At 37.2% G+C, this 18,348-nt stretch carries 16 protein-coding genes; 6 read left to right on the top strand and 10 right to left on the bottom strand.

Translation table 11 applies throughout. The features are described 5' to 3' along the window. Window positions 1-257: 257 nt before the first annotated feature. Window positions 258-1,991, top strand: a complete 1,734-nt coding sequence (locus tag HQN83_RS01490) for a phospho-sugar mutase (RefSeq protein WP_173087892.1) — start codon at window positions 258-260, stop codon at window positions 1,989-1,991. Window positions 1,992-2,002: 11 nt separating this feature from the next. Here HQN83_RS01490 and HQN83_RS01485 read toward each other — a convergent pair whose 3' ends face one another. The 8 genes from HQN83_RS01485 to HQN83_RS01450 all read right to left on the bottom strand — a co-directional run bounded on the left by HQN83_RS01485 (window position 2,003) and on the right by HQN83_RS01450 (window position 13,485). Then, on the bottom strand, window positions 2,003-3,019 hold the full coding sequence (locus HQN83_RS01485; protein WP_173087890.1) for a LacI family DNA-binding transcriptional regulator: 1,017 nt from the start codon (window positions 3,017-3,019) through the stop codon (window positions 2,003-2,005). After that, window positions 3,016-4,263 carry a glutamate-5-semialdehyde dehydrogenase gene (locus tag HQN83_RS01480; protein ID WP_173087888.1) on the bottom strand — a complete coding sequence of 416 codons (1,248 nt, stop codon included), beginning with the start codon at window positions 4,261-4,263 and terminating at the stop codon, window positions 3,016-3,018. The genes HQN83_RS01485 and HQN83_RS01480 overlap by 4 nt, the downstream gene beginning before the upstream one ends. 7 nt (window positions 4,264-4,270) lie before the next feature. Then, complete coding sequence (gene proB / locus HQN83_RS01475) at window positions 4,271-5,305, bottom strand: glutamate 5-kinase (RefSeq protein WP_173087886.1); 1,035 nt, start codon at window positions 5,303-5,305, stop codon at window positions 4,271-4,273. Between the two features lie 137 nt (window positions 5,306-5,442). Then, the gene (locus HQN83_RS01470; RefSeq protein ID WP_173087884.1) at window positions 5,443-5,853 is read right to left on the bottom strand and encodes an OsmC family protein; all 411 of its coding nucleotides are present in this window, start codon (window positions 5,851-5,853) and stop codon (window positions 5,443-5,445) included. 30 nt (window positions 5,854-5,883) lie between these two features. Then, complete coding sequence (locus tag HQN83_RS01465) at window positions 5,884-8,331, bottom strand: AsmA family protein (protein ID WP_246254161.1); 2,448 nt, start codon at window positions 8,329-8,331, stop codon at window positions 5,884-5,886. Between the two features lie 49 nt (window positions 8,332-8,380). Next, a complete protein-coding gene (locus HQN83_RS01460; protein ID WP_173087882.1) occupies window positions 8,381-10,819 on the bottom strand; it encodes a prolyl oligopeptidase family serine peptidase in 2,439 nt (812 codons plus the stop codon). 210 nt (window positions 10,820-11,029) lie between these two features. Continuing rightward, window positions 11,030-11,887 (bottom strand): helix-turn-helix domain-containing protein, encoded by an 858-nt coding sequence (locus tag HQN83_RS01455; RefSeq protein ID WP_173087880.1) that lies wholly within the window; start codon window positions 11,885-11,887, stop codon window positions 11,030-11,032. A 98-nt stretch (window positions 11,888-11,985) separates the two neighbouring features. Beyond that, window positions 11,986-13,485 (bottom strand): malate:quinone oxidoreductase, encoded by a 1,500-nt coding sequence (locus HQN83_RS01450; protein WP_173087878.1) that lies wholly within the window; start codon window positions 13,483-13,485, stop codon window positions 11,986-11,988. A 127-nt stretch (window positions 13,486-13,612) separates the two neighbouring features. Between HQN83_RS01450 and HQN83_RS01445 the strand changes: the two genes are divergently transcribed. The 5 genes from HQN83_RS01445 (at window position 13,613) to HQN83_RS01425 (ending at window position 17,202) form a co-directional block, all read left to right on the top strand. Further along, on the top strand, window positions 13,613-14,086 hold the full coding sequence (locus HQN83_RS01445; RefSeq protein WP_173087876.1) for a DinB family protein: 474 nt from the start codon (window positions 13,613-13,615) through the stop codon (window positions 14,084-14,086). A gap of 10 nt (window positions 14,087-14,096) precedes the next feature. Beyond that, entirely contained in the window at window positions 14,097-15,470 is a 1,374-nt protein-coding gene (locus HQN83_RS01440) for an NAD-dependent succinate-semialdehyde dehydrogenase (protein WP_173087874.1), read from the top strand. 114 nt (window positions 15,471-15,584) lie between these two features. Further along, window positions 15,585-16,079 (top strand): SRPBCC family protein, encoded by a 495-nt coding sequence (locus HQN83_RS01435; protein WP_173087872.1) that lies wholly within the window; start codon window positions 15,585-15,587, stop codon window positions 16,077-16,079. Window positions 16,080-16,202: 123 nt separating this feature from the next. Next, window positions 16,203-16,709 (top strand): GNAT family N-acetyltransferase, encoded by a 507-nt coding sequence (locus HQN83_RS01430; protein ID WP_173087870.1) that lies wholly within the window; start codon window positions 16,203-16,205, stop codon window positions 16,707-16,709. A gap of 10 nt (window positions 16,710-16,719) precedes the next feature. Next, on the top strand, window positions 16,720-17,202 hold the full coding sequence (locus HQN83_RS01425) for a MarR family winged helix-turn-helix transcriptional regulator (protein ID WP_173087868.1): 483 nt from the start codon (window positions 16,720-16,722) through the stop codon (window positions 17,200-17,202). Between the two features lie 3 nt (window positions 17,203-17,205). Here the strand turns inward: HQN83_RS01425 and lspA are convergent, their stop codons facing one another. Continuing rightward, entirely contained in the window at window positions 17,206-17,709 is a 504-nt protein-coding gene (lspA, locus tag HQN83_RS01420; RefSeq protein WP_173087866.1) for a signal peptidase II, read from the bottom strand. A 185-nt stretch (window positions 17,710-17,894) separates the two neighbouring features. Beyond that, entirely contained in the window at window positions 17,895-18,290 is a 396-nt protein-coding gene (locus HQN83_RS01415) for a LiaF transmembrane domain-containing protein (RefSeq protein WP_173087864.1), read from the bottom strand. Between the last annotated feature and the right edge of the window lie 58 nt (window positions 18,291-18,348).

Here is an 18,348-nt window from a genome sequence, read left to right as displayed (position 1 = left end):
TGTTTTTTGGTAATAATTCCATCAGTAAAAATCTGATGGTTTCATTATTAGTTATTTAAATTTTAAAGGTTAATATTATTTCAATCAAATTGGTTATATACTTATATTAGGGCGTGAAATTAAAGAAAACGGAGCTAATAATCATGATATTGACGAAATAAAATTTGGATTATTGTAAGAATTAGACTTCTATTATAAAAGTTCACGCTTAGAATACTGTTTTTCATTAAGGGATTTTAAAATATACATCATAAACTATGCAATTAGAAGCAGCTACCTTAAGTACCATAAATGAATGGCTTAATGGCAATTACGACCAAAAAACTAAAGATGAAATCCAGCAGTTATTGGATAAAGAAGCAGTTACGGAGCTTACAGATTCATTTTACAGGAGTCTGGAATTTGGTACCGGCGGTTTACGTGGGATAATGGGTGCCGGATCTAACAGGATCAATAAATATACAATTGGAACTGCTACGCAGGGTTTATGCAATTACTTACTTAAGAAATATCCGGGCGAAAAAGTTAAGGTGGCCATCGCACACGATAGCCGTAATAATTCTGATTATTTTGCGGGAATCACTGCTGATGTATTTTCGGCAAACGGCATACATGTTTACTTTTTCAAGGCATTAAGACCAACTCCGGAATTATCTTTTGCTATCCGTCAACTGGGTTGTCGTAGTGGTGTTATGCTTACTGCTTCTCACAATCCAAAGGAATACAATGGCTACAAAGCTTATGGAGCAGATGGTGGACAATTTACCGCTCCCGATGATACGCTTGTGATGGATGAGGTTGCTAACATCAAGAGTATTGATGAAGTTAAATTTGATCGCATTGATAGCAATGTTGAATTGATAGCTGAGGAAATTGATCAGTTGTATCTGGATAAAATCACGGAGTTATCAGTATCTCCGGAAGCTATTGCCCGTCAAAAGGACCTTAAAATTGTGTACTCTCCTATTCATGGGACAGGAATCACTTTAGTGCCTAAAGCGCTGGCGCAATTTGGCTTTACCAATTTAACTTTGGTTGAAGAACAAAGTACTCCTGATGGGAACTTTCCGACCGTAGTGTACCCTAACCCTGAAGAAAAAGAAGCGCTTACGCTTGCACTTAAAAAAGCCCAGGAAATAGATGCTGATCTTGTTCTAGCTACAGATCCTGATGCAGACAGAGTTGGTATAGCTGTTAAGAATAATGACGGGGAATTTGTGCTTCTAAACGGAAACCAGACTGGTAGTTTATTAATTAATTACCTGTTAAGTGCATGGGAAGAAAAAGGTAAACTTACCGGAGAGCAATACATCGTTAAAACAATTGTAACTTCTAATTTAATTGAAGAAATAGCTAAAGCTAAGAATGTTACCTATTACAACACACTAACTGGCTTTAAGTGGATTGGTCAATTGATGACGAGCCTTGAAGGCAAAAAGACCTTTATTGGTGGTGGTGAGGAAAGCTACGGGTATTTAATTGGTGAACTTGTTAGAGATAAAGATGCTATCGTGTCATGTGCTTTTATCGCTGAAATGACCGCTTTTTATAAAGATAAAGGTAGCAGCCTATACAATGCTATGCTTGATATGTATGTAGAGTATGGTCTGTACAAGGAAGAATTAGTTTCTATTACCAAAAAAGGTAAAACCGGAGCTGAAGAGATCAAAGCAATGATGGAGAAATTTAGAAACAACCCTCCTGTTACACTTGGTGGTTCTAAGGTTGCTACATTAAAAGATTATGAATTGGGTATTGAAACGGACCTAATTGCTAATGCAAAGAAAGATTTGGAACTTCCAAAATCTGATGTGCTTCAGTTTATTACGGAAGACGGAAGCATTATTTCGGCCAGACCATCGGGTACTGAACCTAAGATTAAATTCTACTGCAGTGTAAATGCGCCGTTAAAAGATAAGGCTGCTTTTAAAGCTATTGATGCTGAACTTAGCGCCAAAGTAAAAGCTATAATGAATGATTTAGAGGTTTAAAAACCTCTAAATCATCTTTCTATAAATTTAGGCTGCAAGATCAACTTGCAGGCTTCTCTTTTTATCAAGGTATTATTGGCCGAAGCAAGCTCATTTAGAAGTACATCAATGATCTTCTCGGCCATTTCTTCAATTGGCTGATCTACAACGCTAATTGGTGGTGTATGTAGCTTAAATACATCGTGATCATCGTAGGCCACAACACTTAAATCTCTATTGACAACTTTGTTGATTGTCTTCAAAACCAACAAGCCTTTAATGGCCAGATAGTTGGTAGAGAATAATACGGCATCAATATGCGGGTTCTTTTCGAACAATAACATCAATTGTGCATTTGTATTGTCGTCAGAACTATCAAATGGTATCTCAGTATAAATATCTTTATTGAACGGTATACCATGATCTTCGAGCGCTTTCTCGTATCCTAAAAAACGATTGTTGATCTGATCTACATGTAAATCGACAGTAACAAAAGCAATGTTCTTTTTGCCCGTATCAATGAGATGCTTTGTAGCAATATAGGTTCCATTAAAGTTGTCTACTACCACACAGTTTACGTCCATATCCGGAAGGTTCCTGTCGAATATTACTACAGGAATACGCTCTGCGAGTAACTGCTTTATGTCATTTTCAATTCCCGGTACGGGTGCAATAATATAGGCATCCACCTGTCTGGACTTAAACATTTCAATAAGCTCCTTGGCTTTAACAGGATCATTTTCAGTACTTGAATAGCTGATTTTATACCCCTTTTTGTAAGCTTTGTCTTCTATTTTACGGGCAATACTGGCAAAGAAAGGGTTAGAGATATCTTCTACGATCAATCCTATAGTTTGTGTATTTCCGGTCCTTAAACTTCGTGCTATCTGATTTGGTTTAAAATCAAGTTCCTTAATGATGAGGTTAACCTTTTCAATGACAGCTTTGCTAATGCGCATTTGTTCCGCTTTGCCATTCAAAATAAAGGATACAGTAGTAATGGATACATTCGCCTTACTGGCGATGTCTTTTATTGATGCTGGTTTCATCTTACTTGCCCCTCACCCTTAACGATCCATTTTTCTGTAACTAGTTTTTCAAGTGCAAATGGCCCTCTTGCATGTAGCTTCTGAGTAGATATTCCAATTTCGGCGCCTAATCCGAAAACCTGTCCATCTGTAAACCTTGTAGAAGCATTTAAATACACTACAGCGGCATCAACCTGGTTCAGGAATAATTCTGTCTTAACAGCATCTTGTGTGATGATGGCTTCAGAATGTTTTGATGAAAACTTTGCAATATGATCAAGCGCTTCATCAGTACTATCCACAATTTTTACAGAGCATTTAAAATCTAGAAATTCTCTTCCAAAATCTTCAGGTTCGGCTTTATTAATTAAAGGATAGTTTTGATCCTTTAATATCTTATAAGAATCTTCATCCGAAAATATCTCAACGTTATATCCGGCAAGTAGAGGCGCAAGTATTTCCAGGAATGGTTGTGCTACTTTCCTGTCTATTAAAACAGTGTCTAAAGCATTACAAACAGAGGGTCTGGATACCTTGGCATTTACCACTATTTTAGCTGCATCAGGAAGTTTAGCCGTCTCTTCCACATAAGTGTGACAAACCCCTGCTCCTGTCTCAATAACTGGTACTAAAGCGTTTTTGCGAACGAATTCAATAAGTTGATTAGAGCCGCGGGGGATGATTACGTCGATGTATTTTTCTGCAGTTAGGATGTCTAAAATATACTTTCTTTCTGCAGGAAGCTGTTGTACGATGTTGATGTCAAGGTTACTTTCTGCAAGCACCTGCTGAATTAAAGAAACCACAAACAGATTGGTATGGTAAGCATCTTGACCGCCTCTAAGCAGACAAACGTTCCCCGATCTAATACACAATGCAGCTACATCAAGGGTAACATTTGGCCTTGATTCGTAAATTACACCAACAACACCTAGCGGAACTGTTCTTTTTTGAATGAAAAGTCCGTTGTCAATTGTTTTTTCAGAAAGGATTTTGTTTGTTGGATCTTCAAGATTTGAAACATCCACCAAGCTTTTACTAAGTTCAATAATTCTTTCAGAATTTAACAGAAGACGATCCTTTTTGGGGTCGGCATCAGACATCTTCTCCAGGTCCTTTAAATTCTCAGCAATGATGTCTTCTTTTCTCTCAGAAATAATTTGTGCAATTCGGGTGATTATACCTTGTTTATCCTTATCGCTGAGCGTTGATATGGATTTTTTGGCATTTTGTGCACTAATTAACTGGTCTTCTATTGATTCCATTATCATTTTATAATATTACAATATCACTGGCATTGGCTATCTCCAGGTTATGTTGTTTAGCGTTTTTACTAATTGTGCTTGATGAAACTTTGGCCAGAGCAACGGCAACAATGTTATTTTCCTCATCAATAATTTCAAATATTTCGCCATTGGCGAAATTAACCTCAATTGATTTTACTCCAACTGCAAGTAAGCTTTTTCTTTTCCTGATTGCTTCGCTTGCTCCTGCATCAACCTTAAGTCTGCCGGTTACCAAACTTCCGCTTGCAAGCCATTTATTTCTTGCAGATATAGAGCAGTCTTTAGGTGTACATATCGTGCCCGACTCTCCTTTTGCTGCTTTAAGTATGCCATCTGGCGTTCTTACACCAAAAATAACAACCTTAATTCCCATGGTTGAGGCCAGATTAGCAAAAGTTAGTTTGGAGATCATTCCGCCTAATCCAACTTCCGATGTATTCTTGTTGGCTAAAGAAAAAACATCGTTATTGATCGCATCTATTTTATCTATTACATTGCCTTCCTTATCTAATACACCGGGTACGGATGTTCCTAAAAGAATAAGTGAGGCACCAAATCCAACACCTAATAGCGTTGCAAGTTCGTCATTATCAGAGAATTTTAGTTCTAAATTACTTACTACGTCATTTTCATTAGCAATTGGTATGACTCCATTCTTCCATAATTCTTCATAAGTTTCTTTTAACTGGAGAAACTGAGTCCTGTTAGAGAAGTGTTGTCTTTCGCACAAACTTTGGGCAATAGAAATATTGTAGGGCTTAAAATGTTTTGAATATGTACTCAACAATAGCGGGTTTCCTATTGAAGCCGCTGCTTTTCTTTCACTGATTTTACCTTTGTAGTTCTTAATGAACTTTTTTCCGGCAGCAACTGCACCTGAAGAAACCAGTATTAAATGGTGGTTATTAGCAAGTTCTGCCACTTGCCTGGTTATATCTGCAATTATAGCCTCATCAATCTCCCCTTTAGCGGTAGTAATTGAGGCCGAACCTAATTTCAAAACAAGTATAGACTTGGTCATTTGTGGTTTTATAGTTTATTTGGCTTGAAAATCCGAAAATAGATAAATTACGGCGTATCTCGTAACTATAGAATAAAAAAACCTCCTAATTATTAAATAAAAAGGAGGTTTTGGGAATAAGTTTATCTAAAAATTCATTAGACCAAAGACGCTTCCAAACTAATCTCCACATTATAGGCTTTACTTACGGGGCAGGTAGCTTTGGAACCCGCTGCAATTTCCTGAAATTTAGCATCGTCAATTCCGGGGATCTGAGCTTTTAGCACAAGGTGGGAAGTAGTAATCACCCCGTTATCTAGAGCTACTGTGGCTTTGGTTTCTAAAGAAGTGGGATTAAAACCAGCTTCAGTTAAGTCTAAGCTTAATTTCATCGTGAAACAACCTGCATGGGCAGCAGCCATCAGTTCTTCTGGATTGGTCCCAATTCCATCGGCGAAGCGACTATTGAATGAATATTGGGTTTTATCAAGTACTTTGCTGTCGGTTGTCAGGTTGCCTGAACCTTCTTTAATAGTGCCATTCCAAACGGCTGTTGCATTACGTTTCATTTCAATTAATTAAGGTGATTATTAAAAGGTTTATTTTGTTTTATCGCGGTTTCTATTCAATTTAATCTTAATCTTTCCATCCTCGCCATCGGTTGCTAGTAAATGTAGCACAATTCCTTTCATCCTTCGTTCTCTTTTTTCCTTTTTATTTGTAATGTCTGCATCTTTTTTAGGATTTCTTAAAGGGATATCTAACGTAATATTGGTTCCTGTCGACATGGAATATACCCCCGCAATATCCATATTTAACAAGCTTGAATTAATTTGCATTGGGTTGATGGTAATCTTTTGTCCGCGTACATCAAACTTTCCATTCAGGTTGGTAAAAGTAATATTGTCGAGATCTCTAAAAGGAAAGGCAAACTTACCTACACTTTTTACTGGCTCAAAGCTTAGTAATGCGCCCTTTTGTAAATCAAAAACTATACTCCCATATAATGAATTAGGCAGTAAGTTCCCCTTATCACTAATAACACCGGAGATATTTGTTTTAGATGATAGAAATCCCCTTAGGTTCTTAGAGGTAAGGGTTTTCATGCCAAAGTTATCAAAGGAATAAAAAAAGTGTTTAATATCGACATTATTGATCACGGTGTTCAGTTTAAAGTTATTGGTGCTGCCCTTTTGAGCTATAGTACCATTTAATGAAACTGATCCTCCCGCATGTTTGACGCTCACATTTTTAATGGCTATACCATTTTCCGAAAGTAATAAATCGGCATTTGCGTTCGTGGCTAAAAACTTATTGTAATAAATCTTGTCGACTTTAAGACTCATGTTTACCTGGCTCTTTTCAAAGAGTTCGTTGAGGTTCTCAGAGAAATTAGACTGTTTACTTCTCTTTTTTGCTTTTGGCTTTCTAGTGCCAAGAAAGCCGATGAACTCAGCTAAATGGATCTGAGGGCTTCTTATTTTCCAGTTTAACAATATTTTTTCGGGGTCTGTATAATATAGGTTTAAGAAATTGCTTACCGATCCTTCCATGAACACCACACTCTTACCGCTTTGTAAGCGAATGTTTTTGATATAAAGATCATGGTCGGTAAAAGTGAGCGAAATGGCCGTATTCTTAAAATTTACCCTACGGGGAACATAACTAACATCTGCATTTTGAATATCTACCAAGCCTTTAACGAAGGGTTTTGTGAGTTTGAAGTCTACAATGTCTGCGCGATAAGCAAGCTTTACATTGGCAGTGCCTTTACCAAATTTAAGCATCTCCTCTCCTATAATATTATTGAGTTTGGCTATTTCAAATTGTGATTTAAATATCCCTGTCGCAATTGGTTTGTCTAGATTGTTGATGAACGCTGTATCAATGGAGAATGGTATTTGCGCATAACTACCTTTAAAACTAAATAGCTTAATTGCCGAGTTTTCATCACTGATGCCCTTACCTGTAATATAGCTATTGGTAAATACCCCTATAAAATTACAGTCATCAACAACGCCGCCGGGAGTTGTCAATATGTTATCTTTCACCAAGGCTTTTACATTTATGGACGGGTCCCCACCAGGCCCCATGTTTCCAGCCAATGTACAGTAAACATGAATGGGTTGCTTAAGGTCAAACATGTTAAGCTTGGCGGTAATATTAGGGGCTAAAAGAGCCGAGGCATCACGCCACAAGATGTTCTTAGTTTCAATATTGATGGTGAAATCTGTGTTTTCCTTAGCAGTATCAAACTTAGCTCCTATTATAAATGGATCATTACCAATATTTAAAGTATTTGGTGCTACCAATACAATACCCGAATCGTCATTATAGCTAACTTTAAATGGCCCTTCTAAAAGTTTATCTTTAATAAAACTTCCTCTTCTGGTGTTAAAGGCCAGACTTCTGGCTAGTGTTTTCAGTTTAAGCTCTGCGTCCCAACCGCCCAATAACGGGTAATCCATATTGCCTTTTAAATCATAAATATCAAACTGGAATAGCTTATGTCCTTTTTTATTATCTACTACAAAACTGACGTTGTGTAAAGTGAACTTTCTTATTTCTGTAGATGATTGGCTATCATCTTTTGGCTTTTTAGTTTTGTCTTTCTTTCTAAAGATCGAGGTGTTGCTATACCCGTTGCTATCCGTAAAAAGGTATATCTCGGCATCATTAATGCCAATTTTTTTGATTTCTATGGTGCCTTTAAGCAGCGATAAAGTGTTTACGGCCACCTCAAGCTCTTTAGCTCTCAAAAGCGTATGCTGATGGTTTTTCCATAGGCTATCTTTCATTACTACGTTTTTCAGGCTAATGGATACTCCCGGAAACCCACGTAAAAAGGTGGGATCCATGCTTTCAATTGTAAGTGTACCACTGAGGTTTTTATTGAGCTTCTGAGTAATGGTTTGGAGCAGACTCTTTTTATTTGAATTGACATATAAAGCAAGTGCAGAGAAAATAAGGAGAACCAGCCCTATAAGGACTCCTAATACTTTGAGTGTTATTTTAGACCAGCGCGGCATTTTTCTGTTTATAGTCAAACGTATAAATTATAAAAATTGTTTTTAAGGTAGTGTATTAGGCCTGGCCTTATTTTATTTTCCAGTTATAATCGAAATATCCAGCTACCTTAACTTCATCTATACCTGATTTAAGCATAGCTAAACGATACACCATATAATCCGGGAATCCACTTCCTCCTGCAAAATACTGATTCGCTAAAGCAGCATTCATTCCCTTTAATCCACTTCCGGCGATCACAGATACTGTATTTGATTCGGTATTCTTTATTGGCCATACAAAATATGCCGCCAGATCATCTCCGGTTAGGGTGTTTCCGCCAACCTTTACGGTATTTCTGCTCACCTGAACAGGACAATCTTTTAATAAGAGTTTCCACGCCGAGTTGGTATTCTCGTTGCCGTAGATAACTACATTTCTATCTTTGTAAGTAGGTAAGGAATACACCTTATCTGCAATGATGTCAACTGCCCCATTGCCCCTGTAATACCAGGTTTCTGCATCAAACCGAGCCTTATTTACACTCCAGTCATTTTCTTCTTTAGTTCCGACTGTGCTGTATACAAAAACCATCTTTTTATTAAAGCCATCTTTAAAAGTGCCATACCTATGGGGCCCTTTCTCTGACAAATTTACTGCAGTAGCGATTTGCCAGCTGTTGCTTTCTTTCTGTAAATAGATTTCATCTGTTGCAGTTTTGGTTATATAATTAACCTCATTCAAGCTATCAAGAGTAATTGCAATGCTCTTCCCTGCACTAAAATCTTTTAAACTTATTTTCAAGAGTCTTACATTCTGGGTACTTCCCGTAATCCTGCCTGCATTTTTATCTCTTTTAAATTGAATCCTACTATATTGAAGTGGAATTGTTTGCTGATGAATCGTAGCCCAATAGTAAGAAGCTGAAATACCCGGACTAGCTGTTGTGAAATCTAATGTATTCACTGCGGTATCTACAGGCTTATTGTGCCATTTAAAATATTCAAAAAGAGGATTCCAATCCACGCTTTCATTTCCATACCAGTGTGACCCATTCGGATATTCGTAATAACTGAAATCCTGATGGAACTCTGCTAATGTCTTTTTCATTGAACGGGCATAGTTAACCGATACCGTGCGATCAGCATCTCCATGAAGAATGTACACACCAAAGGATTTGTAATTGTTTTTAAGCTTGAATACATCACTTTGATTACTTGCACTAAGTAGGATGTTGCCGATGGCTGATGAACTGCTATCAGGAATTAACCCATCGGCAGAGCCGTAACCTTTCAGTGTTGGGTAACCCGCACATGGTGCAATACCGGCCCAATTATCTGGATAAGTTGCACCCAGAAACCAAGTGCCATGCCCACCCATAGAGTGACCGGTTAGGTAAATGCGCTGAGGATTTGGTTTAAATTTATCCTTTGCCAGTTGTAGAACTTCCAGTGCATCAAGTCGACCCCAATCTTCCCAGTTAAAACCTCTAGGTCTGCGATTTGTTGGCGCTACAAGGTTACCCCAATCTTTAGATTGATATGCTCTGGCCTGTCCAATTGCTTCTACTCCTGCCCCATGAACTGAAAAGAACAATGCCGAACCAGGCTGGTTTGCTTCCGTTTTAGGTGCAACAGCATAATATTGAAGACTACCATCTATACTACTTACAAAGGTATTCATGTATTTTTCTGAAGATGGGTCTGCTATCTCTACAATTACCTTATTCTCATCAATTGTTTTATTTCCATTTATTAAATAAAGTTTACAATCTACTTTGCTCTTACCGGACACTGCTTCGCCATTAAACTGAAAGATTACTTTTCTGGTAGACATTGCTGGAATTGGAGCTAACACGGAAATCATTTCTTTTCCTTCCAGATTGCTTTTTAAACTATAGTTTGTCAGTTCCTTTTGGGTAGAATTGATCACCACAACTGCTCCTTTCAATCCGTTATTATTGTCTCCATTGACGATGCTTGGAAGTGTCGCGTCTTCTGTGTTTAAAAGAATTGGTTTATTACTAAAAATTAGGCTTGCTGTTAAGTTCTGTCCGCGCACATAAAATTCATTCAATCCCTTCTTTAAGTTTACCGGAACATACATCCAGCCAGAAGAGTATGGGTCTCCTGCATGAAGTACACCATTCACAAATACAGCACTGTTCCCTTTGATGTTTAACAAAGTCGTTTTCTCCTGATCTGAATTATAAGTCAGGTATATATAGCCTCCGTTAAAAGACCTAGTTCTAAATCTCCCTGCCGTATCGACTGAGACCTTAAGCCATTTCATTTCTTCCCCGCTGCTATTAGTGCCAAATACAGCATCTGCAGTAGGCGGCTTAAGTGTATTAGTGAAAAGTTGATAGGCTAACAGATCAGTGTAAAGCGCTTCTCTTCCATACTTGTGGACATTTTTCAATAATAGCCCTTCAGTAAATTTGTAGACATCTTGGGAGAAGGCTGTGTTAAATAGCAGTAATAATGGAAATATTAATTTCCATCTGAGAACTTGGGAGTTTTTCTTCATTCTAAAGTGGTTTGCGGTACTCTAAAATACAAAAAAACAGCTTAATCTTACTATACTAACTGATAGAACTTATCTATACTTATTATAATTTCATAGACTCTACCCTGCAATTATTTGCCTTACCTTCAGTGGAATTGTTCGCAGATACTCGCCAGGCATCGTACTAAGTCAGCTACTGAGAAAAATGTAGAAATATTGAAAACTGCCAAATTAATTGATTTCCTTGCCAAAACGCTCCCGCATTGGAATGGGAAGTTGTCTGAGAAATGAATTGGGAGAATGACCGGTAAATAGTTTAAATTCTTTAATCAGGTGCATCTGATCAAAATAATCATAACTGTTTGCAATATTTGTCCAGCTTCTATCTGGATGTATCATTTTTGATTGAAGCACTTTATTAAACCTTACTATTCTGATCAGTAGTTTAGGAGGTATACCAATCTGTTCAGTGAAATGACGTTCTAACCCCCTTAAACTCATGTTAACTTGATTAGCAAGCGCTTTAATATTTAGCGGGTTATGACATTTTTGAATTGCGTTGGATGCTGCCGTAATGCTGTCAGTATTGCTTTTGACTTGATTCTTTAATAGTGCTTTTAGGAAAAACTGATTTGCCACCTTAACCATTTCTTGCATGTCAATTGCTTCTTCCAGCTGTTCTTGAAGAAATTGAACATTGTGACCAATCACATCATCACTATGTAATAACCGATCACTCAAGTGATACACTGGGATGTTAAAAATACGGAAGAACCCATTGGCTATAAATTCAACACTAAAGAACCTATATTTCCCATTAAATGCTAAATGACCTTTGAAACTGGTTTGCAATCCTAGCAAAGGACGCTCTCTTAAATTAACTTGCTGTACAGCATTGATTGTGCTAAACAATGATGGCGTGTGACTTACCAGGGGCGTATTGCTCAGCCAAAAAGTCATAAACATTTGATCTATGGCGTGAATGTGTCTTGGTAGCTCTTCCCCTTCGGTATCTATATCTCTTAAGCTGTAACACCTTATGTAGTCAGATAGCGGCAAAGCCGGAGATTGTTCTACCGTAGTCATCATAACCAGTCCAATAAATTTCTAACATAAAATTAACTAAAAGTTTTCACAACTATTAGTAATTCTATGAATCAGAAATTAATTAAAATCAGAGGTGTTGACTATGCAGTTTTCAAGCTAAGTGCATGTGTGGTTTGAATCCTGATTTCATCCGTTAGCTGGGCATTTCCGTTTAATGGCTGGCCATAAGATGGAATCATGCTCTTAAGCTTTTTCTGCCATTCTTCAGTTTTTAACTGATCTCCAAAACAACGTTCCATTAAGGTAATCATAATAGAAACCGCTGTTGAAGCACCAGGTGATGCGCCAAGTAGCGCTGCAATTGATCCATCAGCGGCAGTAACTACCTCAGTACCGAACTCAAGTACACCACCATGTTTTTCATGTTTCTTAATTACCTGAACGCGTTGACCTGCTGTTTCAAGTTCCCAATCTTCAATTTTAGCAGCGGGCAGATATTCTCTAAGCGCAGCCATACGGTCCTCAGGAGACTGACGCACCTGGTCAATAAGGTATTTAGTCAACTGTAGGTTATCTAGACCTGCAGATATCATAGGTCTGATATTGTTGATTTTTATAGAAAGAGGTAAATCAAGTAAAGAGCCATGTTTTAGGAAACGGGTAGAAAAACCAGCGTAAGGTCCAAACAACAGTGCCTTTTTACCATCAATCATTCTTGTATCCAAGTGAGGAACTGACATTGGAGGTGCTCCAACAGATGCCTTTCCGTATACTTTTGCATTATGGCGCTCAATAACGTCAGGATTAACACATTTAAGCCATTGTCCGCTTACCGGAAAACCGCCAAATCCATTACCTTCAGGAATACCCGCCTTTTCAAGAAGTGGTAAGGAACCACCGCCAGCACCAATAAATACAAATTTAGCTTTTACTACTCTTTTCTTACCTGTGGTTTCATTTTTAACCTTTACTTCCCATAAACCGTCTTTTTGTTTCAGCTTACGAACTTCATGGTCAAAATGCATGCTTACTTTTTCTTCCTTCTGAAGGTAGTTAAACATCATCCTGGTTAAAGCACCAAAGTTTACATCGGTACCAAGTTCCATTTTCGTTCCTGCAACTTCCTCTTCCGGATTTCTGTCGTTCATCACTAAAGGCATCCATTCGGCAAGCTCTTTTGGATCCTCAGAAAAGGTCATTCCTTTGAAAAGGTCGCTCTTTTGAAGGTTATTATATCTTTCACGTAAAAATTCGACGTTGTCTTTACCCCATACAAAACTTATGTGTGGTATGCTTTTGATAAACGTCTCCGGAGATTCAACAATTTTATTTCTTACTAAAAAAGACCAAAACTGTTTAGATACTTCAAAAGACTCAGCTATTGAAACCGCTTTTTTGGTGTCTACTGAGCCATCGGCAAGTTGCGGAGTGTAGTTTAATTCGCAAAAGGCTGAGTGCCCGGTTCCTGCATTATTCCATGCGTCAGAACTTTCAGCAGCTGCAACATCCAAGCGCTCAAAAATTTCAATACTCAGATCTGGCTGCAATTCTTTAAGTAATACACCCAAAGTTGCGCTCATAATACCAGCGCCAATTAATACAACATCTACAGTACCATCTGATTTGCTTTTACCAGTCATTTTTTGAAATTTTTTGCAAAATTACGATTCCTAATCAAATTATCCACCTAAACTCTAAAGCTGTTTTTAATTATATTGCGTTTAATTTACATTACCCATTGATTTTTCTTTAAAAACAACCTGAATTATGTCAGAATCACGATATCCCCAGTTAGAAACATTAAAAAAAATTAGATTATTTGTTTTAAATACCATCAAAGATTTAACCGTAGCGGAGCTAAATAGAATTCCCAATGGATACAGCAACAATATAATCTGGAATATTGCACATCTTGTTGCTGCTCAGGAAGGCGTTTGTTATAAGAGAAGCGGACAATCAACAAACATTTCTACTGAATTTTTTAACGCTTATAAGCCCGGTAGTAAACCGGAAAGGAATTTGACTGAGAAGGAAATTGAAGAGGTAAAACAACTTTTGCTTACATCTGTTGATCAGTTAGAGAACGACTTAAACCAAGATAAATTTGTTAATTACCAAGGCTGGACAACCAGGTACGACGTACAAATGAACAATATTGAAGATGCCCTTAACTTTTTACCATTTCACGAGGGGATGCATCTTGGATATATTATGGCGCTTAAGCGTAATCGAGATATTTAAATTCGTTATTATGAGTATTCAATCAATTAATCCGGTTAACGGAAAAATCATTAAAAACTATAAGGAGCATACCTTAAAACAGATTAATAAAAAGATTGGAGCAACACACGATGCCTGGTTACAATGGCAGACTACGAGTTTTTCTGAAAGAGCTTCTTTGTTAAAGAGCGCATCAGTATTACTTATAAAACGTAAGGAAAAACTTGCAGCTTTAATGGCCATCGAAATGGGGAAACCAATTAAAGATGGCATTGCCGAAATTGAAAAGTGTGCATCGGTATGTGATTATTACGCGGACAATGGTGAAGAATTTTTAAAAGACGAACTGATTAAAACTGAAGCGTCAAAAAGTTACGTGAGTTTTAGACCACTAGGGCCCGTTCTTGCGGTAATGCCCTGGAATTTTCCTTATTGGCAACTGTTCAGGTTCCTCGCTCCTGCCCTTATGGCCGGTAATTGCGGTTTGCTAAAACACGCTTCCAATGTGAGTGGTTGCGCGTTAAGCATTGAACAGATCATCAGAGATGCAGGTTTCCCGGAAAATATTTTTCAAGTTCTTTTAATCAACAGCAAAGTTGTTAAGGAAGTAATTGCTCATCCCTTTATAAAGGCAGTTACTTTAACTGGAAGTACAGAAGCAGGTATTCAAGTCGCACAGCAAGCCGCACAGCTCTTAAAGAAAAGCGTACTGGAGCTTGGCGGGAGTGATCCTTACATTGTTTTGGAAGACGCAGATTTAGAGCAAGCAGCAGATATCTGTGCTCAAAGCCGGCTCATAAACAATGGCCAAAGCTGCATTGCTGCCAAAAGATTCATTGTCGTAAAGGGAGTAGAGAAAGAGTTTGTAAGGTTATTTAAAGCAAAAATGGAAGCCCGTAAAACAGGTGATCCTTTTGATGAACGTACTAATCTAGGTCCTATGTCGAGATTAGACCTTCGGGATGAGTTGCATTTGCAAGTACAGGAGAACATTAAAGCTGGTGCCAAATGTATCCTTGGTGGACAAATTCCTAATTTTAAGGGACGACATGCTTTTTATACACCGACCATTTTAACAGGTATCAAAAAAGGTATGCCCGCTTATCAGGAGGAAATATTCGGACCAGTAGCTTTGGTTATATCAGCAATGAATACTGATGATGCCATAAGAATAGCTAATGATACTCCATTTGGTCTTGGTGCTGCCGTATTTACTAAAGATGGATCTTTAGGAGAACAGATAGCAAAAACGAAACTAAATGCAGGCTCTTGCTTCGTGAATTCTTTTGTTAAGTCTGATCCGAGATTGCCCTTTGGCGGCATCAACCAATCCGGGTATGGTCGTGAATTGGGAGTGTTTGGAATTAGAGAATTCGTTAACATTAAAACCGTTTACATTAAATAGGACTTAAGGGGACTGAAAGTGCTTTGGCTTAAATACCACCCTATTTTGGCTTTTATTGCATACTAGAGTTAATGCGCCAAGACTTAACTTTGAGTAACCTAAAAAACAACTACAATGAAAAACTTTGATTGGACCTCATTTACATTAAAAATTTTAGTAAAAGCAAGTTTAAGTGATATCTATAACTCCTGGACAAAGAGCACTGAAATAGAAAGATGGTTTTTAAAAGACGCAACATTTACCGATACCGAAGGAAATAAGATAAGTAAGGATGGGCAAGTTAAGAAGGGTTATCGTTATAAGTGGATCTGGCACTTATATGATGATATAGTAACGGGCAGGATCACTGAGGCCAATGGCTTAGATTTTATCCAGTTTACCTTTGAAGGCGAATGTCTTGTTGATGTAAAGCTATCTGTTCAAAAGAACTACGTTCTGGTTGAACTTACACAGAAAAATATCCCTACGGATGACAATAGCAAACAACATATTCGCTTAGGATGTCATAATGGATGGTCATTTTATCTGATTAATTTAAAATCTATTTATGAAGGCGGTCTCGATCTTAGAGGCAAAGATCCCGATTTTAAGCCAATGCTCAATAGTTAAGGTCATCTGGTCTCGTTTATCTGCCAACACCAGAATCCTGTATTATCATTGAAATCTCACATTACAAATTTGCAAATAAATATATGTAGTTAACTACGTACTTTAGAACATAAATTTAAATATATGAGTGCTTCAATATCAATAGAACCAATTTACAACAACTACTGTGCGCGAATTATAGACATTATTCTTCCAATTCAACAAATCGAATTTGGGGTACCAATCACACTGGAAGGTCAACCGGATCTTTTAGATATAGAAACAAATTACCATAAAGATGGTGGTGGTTTCTGGGGTGCTTTAAGCAACGAAGAATTAGTAGGTACGATCGCATTGATTAACGTTGGACACCATGCCGGTGTTATCAGAAAGATGTTTGTTAAAAAAGCTTTTAGAGGTAAAGAACTGAATATTGCCCAAAATTTACTGGAATCGTTAATTGATTATTGTAAACAAAATGGCATTACTGACATATACCTTGGAACGGTAGATATACTTAAAGCTGCCTGCAGATTTTATGAAAGAAATGGTTTCCTAAAAATCGACATGGAGGATCTTCCGTCCTATTTCCCAAGAATGAAAGCAGACAATACTTTTTATCATTTAGATCTAAAGCAAAAAGCCATTTAAACATCAACGCATGAATGTAATTAATGAATCAGGAATTCTGGCCATATCAACCAGGCTCCAACGCTTAAGTGAGCAGCTTCGTAAAGATGGTTTTTTACTTTACAAAGCACATCAGATAGATTTTGAACCCAAATGGTTTCCTGTAATTTACACCTTACATTTTAAACCCGTTTTAAGTGTTGTGGAGCTTGCTGCAGAAATTGGCTATACACATCCATCTACTATTAGTTTATTAAAGGAACTAGAAAAACAAAAGATCATACGATCTAAAAAGGACAAGCAAGATGAACGAAAAAGACTTATTTTACTAACAGAAAAGGGCAAAAAGTTGTTAGAACAGATGCAGCCAGTATGGGACATAATGGTTTTGGCTTTAACAGAGGTGACCAATACCACAAACAACATCATGAAAGCTATTGCTGAAGTTGAACAGAAACTGGAAGAACAAAGTTTTTTGGATCGGGCAAAAAGAATCTCGCCACCAGTTAAATAGTACTTAAGCTAGCTCAGGTTCAGATCTTTTAAAATACAAATGTGTCAGTATCATAACCATACCTATCATGATGGATACATCTGCTATATTGAATATCCCTGTTTGAAAAATTACAAAGTCGATATGTAAAAAGTCTGTAACAGATCCATATAACATTCTATCATATAAGTTACCTATCCCCCCTCCGATTACGAAACAAATTCCTGTAAGAAATAACTTGCTCATTTCAGTTTTAGTCATAACGAAATAGATACCATAACCTAGCACAAGCAGTGGTAATAAAGAAAGTAACAGAAACTTAACCGGCGCAGGTAACCAGTCGCCAGAACTCAAAAAAGCACCAGAATTCTCAACTTTTGTTATTGTAAAATGATCGCTAATAATTTTTATGTTCTCGTTATAGTCTACATTTTCTCTTACAATACTTTTAGTGACCTGATCACAGCCAATGTTAAATAAAACAAGCGATAAAATTAATAGTCTGCTTAAAAGCTTTCTTGTGATCATTTGTAGGTGTTAAAAATTTGCTCAATATAATGATATGCCTCTTATCCTTAAAGATAATCTATCTTATTAACTAAAATGGTGACATACACCTAACAATTTGTTTTAAAAGTATATTAACTGAGTCATTAAAAAAGCGGAGGCTCATGAGACATGATACATCCGCTTTTGCTATAGGTTAGATTTACTTATTTTTTACTCTCAAAAGTATTCTCGAAATTGATGTTGTCTTTTTTGTGTCCAAAATCGCAGAACTGTACGTCTCTTTTAGGTCTAAATATCATATAAAGCCCCACTCCTATTAAAACCAATGCAGTGGTATATTGAGAGATATCAAAAAATATAAGATCCTTTAATGTAAATACACCTCCAACTATTACAAAAAACACCCAGCCACCTGCTTTAAAGTTTTTCCTGTATCCAATTAATAATCCAAAAGCCAGAAAAAATGTATGCCAGCTTAAAACCCAGAAAGGAATATCGAGGCCCACGTTTCTTAATAAAAAGATAGCGCCAATTACAAGTAGAAAGATACCCATTCCAAAATGGCGATTTGTTCTGTTGTTGTTATTTAGAGTTTCCATAGCTTTTTTTTCTTCAAAACTACTCCGTAAAACAACGCTCATCAATGTTTAAAAGCTG

Origin of the sequence: Pedobacter foliorum (genome assembly GCF_013266735.1) — a bacterium.
In the GTDB taxonomy this organism is placed as follows: Bacteria; Bacteroidota; Bacteroidia; order Sphingobacteriales; family Sphingobacteriaceae; genus Pedobacter; species Pedobacter foliorum.
This window is presented reverse-complemented; position numbering and strand designations above follow the sequence as displayed.

Coding starts and splice junctions, on each gene's coding strand:
- HQN83_RS01425 (WP_173087868.1), top strand. CDS start 16,720: ATGAATGTAATTAATGAATCAGGAATTCTGGCCATATCAACCAGGCTC.
- HQN83_RS01485 (WP_173087890.1), bottom strand. CDS start 3,019: ATGAAACCAGCATCAATAAAAGACATCGCCAGTAAGGCGAATGTATCC.
- proB (WP_173087886.1), bottom strand. CDS start 5,305: ATGACCAAGTCTATACTTGTTTTGAAATTAGGTTCGGCCTCAATTACT.
- lspA (WP_173087866.1), bottom strand. CDS start 17,709: ATGATCACAAGAAAGCTTTTAAGCAGACTATTAATTTTATCGCTTGTT.
- HQN83_RS01455 (WP_173087880.1), bottom strand. CDS start 11,887: ATGATGACTACGGTAGAACAATCTCCGGCTTTGCCGCTATCTGACTAC.
- HQN83_RS01490 (WP_173087892.1), top strand. CDS start 258: ATGCAATTAGAAGCAGCTACCTTAAGTACCATAAATGAATGGCTTAAT.
- HQN83_RS01480 (WP_173087888.1), bottom strand. CDS start 4,263: ATGGAATCAATAGAAGACCAGTTAATTAGTGCACAAAATGCCAAAAAA.
- HQN83_RS01435 (WP_173087872.1), top strand. CDS start 15,585: ATGAAAAACTTTGATTGGACCTCATTTACATTAAAAATTTTAGTAAAA.
- HQN83_RS01445 (WP_173087876.1), top strand. CDS start 13,613: ATGTCAGAATCACGATATCCCCAGTTAGAAACATTAAAAAAAATTAGA.
- HQN83_RS01470 (WP_173087884.1), bottom strand. CDS start 5,853: ATGAAACGTAATGCAACAGCCGTTTGGAATGGCACTATTAAAGAAGGT.
- HQN83_RS01415 (WP_173087864.1), bottom strand. CDS start 18,290: ATGGAAACTCTAAATAACAACAACAGAACAAATCGCCATTTTGGAATG.
- HQN83_RS01440 (WP_173087874.1), top strand. CDS start 14,097: ATGAGTATTCAATCAATTAATCCGGTTAACGGAAAAATCATTAAAAAC.
- HQN83_RS01450 (WP_173087878.1), bottom strand. CDS start 13,485: ATGACTGGTAAAAGCAAATCAGATGGTACTGTAGATGTTGTATTAATT.
- HQN83_RS01460 (WP_173087882.1), bottom strand. CDS start 10,819: ATGAAGAAAAACTCCCAAGTTCTCAGATGGAAATTAATATTTCCATTA.
- HQN83_RS01430 (WP_173087870.1), top strand. CDS start 16,203: ATGAGTGCTTCAATATCAATAGAACCAATTTACAACAACTACTGTGCG.